Origin of the sequence: Plantibacter sp. H53 (assembly GCF_001650455.1) — a bacterium.
Taxonomy (GTDB): domain Bacteria; phylum Actinomycetota; class Actinomycetes; order Actinomycetales; family Microbacteriaceae; genus Plantibacter; species Plantibacter flavus_A.
In genome coordinates this window covers 1-2,273 of the sequence record NZ_LWCT01000045.1, presented here as the reverse complement: position 1 = coordinate 2,273, position 2,273 = coordinate 1, and the positions used below count along the sequence as shown (strand labels likewise).

The window sequence follows — 2,273 nt, the reverse complement described above, 5'->3', positions numbered from 1 at the left end:
CCGCCGGAGCCACCGCCGGTGCCAGGGCGTTCGACGCTGCCACCGATGTCGACGGAGCCGTTGCCGATACAAGCGCCGTTCATGTAGTCCACCTCGGTGCAGTTGTTTGCAGATGCCGACGTGACAGGAGTAGTGAGCGATACAACGGCGATCAGAGCGAGCACTAGAGCGCCTCTTCTGATCATGAGCAGATCTCGCTTTCCGGAACAGGCTTCTTCGTTGATATCTGCAGTTCCCCGTCCGCTGCGATGAGCTGAAGCTCCGTTGACCGGAGTTGATCTCGCTCTGGATTGACGACTGAGGTTCCGCTGGAGTCCAGAACATCGACGCCGGTGTAGTCGATGCACGCTTGCGCAATTGCGATCACGCCGACAGCGTCCGGCCGAGGCCACCACTGGACGAGCTCAACGCGTTGAAGGGTGGCTTCGCCGGTAGTCCTCCAGCTCTTCGCAGCCATATCTGCGAATCCTGCAGTCTCTGCATCTCTCAATTCGGGCGCGAGAAGGTGGTCGAGCCGTTCTGGTTCCTGTCCGCCTTCGGCACCAATTGTGTTCACGACAGTGACAAAGGAACCGACGGTCTCCGTCACCGCGGCCAGGGCCTGTTCCTCGTTCTCGAAGACCGGCGGAGTGCTCCTCGGAGGGGGAGCCGGCTCTGCTTCAGAGCACGCCGTGAGGGCGAGGAGTCCCATCGAGAGAGCGAGAGCGGAGGCGATTCGAGGCAGGCAGGTCGTTGGCATTCCTCGACGCTACGGCTGGTTGAGGAGCCTCTTCGGGTTATCCACAGTGCAGATATGCCTACACCGACATATGTCGCGAATGAGGCCTTCGCGTCAGCGCGGTGCGCTGACGCGAGCGCACCCCAGGGAACGTGAGCGCGGGTCTCCGGAGGGGCGCGCTCACGTCAGTGGTCCGCGCTCGCGTCAGCGCACCGCGCTGGCGTCGGACCCAGGGTCAGGCGCGGCCGAGCCACCAGGCGGGGGAGGCGGCGATGACCGTACGGGCCGCCGCGTCGATGTCGTCGAGGTCGCCGGATCGCAGCCACTCCTCGATCGCCGCGACCGTGCCGGCACCGGCGTAGGCCACGAGCATCCGAACGTGTCGCTCGGGCGTGATGCCGTCCTCGCGGGGTGGGGCGATGTGCGGGTGTCGGTCGAGGTGGTGCGCGAGCGCCTGCTCGATCCGCTCGGTGAGGGCATCGCGCAGGGGTCCGATGAGCCGGGGGTGCATGGCGTTGCGGTAGATCGTCGCGTGCTCGGCGACGTGACGCAGGAGGTCGCGCTCGGACTCGTCGAAGACGCTCAGCGTCGAGTCGCTGTGCGCCGGCAGATCGGCGTGCGCCCGGAGCGTCTCATCCAGTTCCTCGCCGAGCACGTCAGCGAGCAGGTGGACGGGCGTCGCGGCGTGACGGTAGAAGGTGTCGCGCGTGATACCCGCCACCCGGGACACCTCCGCCACGGTCACCTGATCGATGCGCTTCGCCGCCGCGAGGGTGTGGATCGCGTCGCGGAGGGCACTGCGGGTTCGTGCCTGACGAGGGTCCATGCGTTCACTCTAGTGAGGCCCGACTGGGCGACTCGTGCCGCAAGTTGCACCCCGGCTCAGAGAGTGCAATACTGCACTTCGTGATGCAGAGTGCAACTTCGACGAATCGGCTGTCCGACCGGATGGCCGCCACCGCTGCGCGGCTGACGACCGTGTCGCGTCGGCTCACGGCCACCCACGGGCTCAACGGCTTCACGATCGAGGAACTCTGCGAGGAGGTCGGCGTCTCGCGTCGCACCTTCTTCAACTACTTCCCGAGCAAGGAGGACGCCGTCCTCGGCGTCGACGAGACCGAGGAGACCGAGCGGTTCGCCACCGAGTTCCTCGCCCTCGGCTCGCGGGGGTGGCGCGCCGTGCTCGACGACTTCATGCTCATCGCGGCCGGTCATGCGGAGCGATCCGGGTTCGGTCTGGCCGAGCACGTCGACTTCCACGCCGCCCTCGAGCGCGAACCCAAGCTGCTGGTCCGCTTCATGGGCCTCAACCGTGAGCGCGAGCAACTGCTCGTCGAGCTCATCGCCACGCGGGAAGGCGTCCCGGCAGACGACCCGCGTGCCCGCGCCTGCGCCGACCTCTTCGGGATGGCGATCAAGACCACGATGACGCGCGTCTTCGGCAGCGGCGTCGCCGACCTCGGCCAGATCGGCGAGTTCGACATCGTCGGCTCCATCCGCGACTGCCTGGCGACCTATCGCACCATCCTCGAGCCCGACGACCCCGACGTCGGAC

Annotated in this window: 3 protein-coding genes; 1 reads left to right on the top strand and 2 read right to left on the bottom strand. The window is 66.7% G+C overall.

Features of this window, described 5'->3' with window-relative positions; translation table 11 throughout:
- Positions 1-181: 181 nt before the first annotated feature.
- Together A4X17_RS19335 and A4X17_RS14615 are read right to left on the bottom strand one after the other, a co-directional pair.
- A complete protein-coding gene (locus A4X17_RS19335; protein ID WP_157583552.1) occupies positions 182-691 on the bottom strand; it encodes a hypothetical protein in 510 nt (169 codons plus the stop codon).
- 262 nt (positions 692-953) lie between these two features.
- A complete protein-coding gene (locus A4X17_RS14615) occupies positions 954-1,544 on the bottom strand; it encodes a TetR/AcrR family transcriptional regulator (RefSeq protein ID WP_064296406.1) in 591 nt (196 codons plus the stop codon).
- Between the two features lie 83 nt (positions 1,545-1,627).
- On the opposite strand from A4X17_RS14615, the gene A4X17_RS14610 reads away from it, so the two are divergent.
- A partial coding sequence (locus A4X17_RS14610; protein ID WP_157583550.1) for a TetR/AcrR family transcriptional regulator occupies positions 1,628-2,273 on the top strand: 646 nt, incomplete at its 3' end.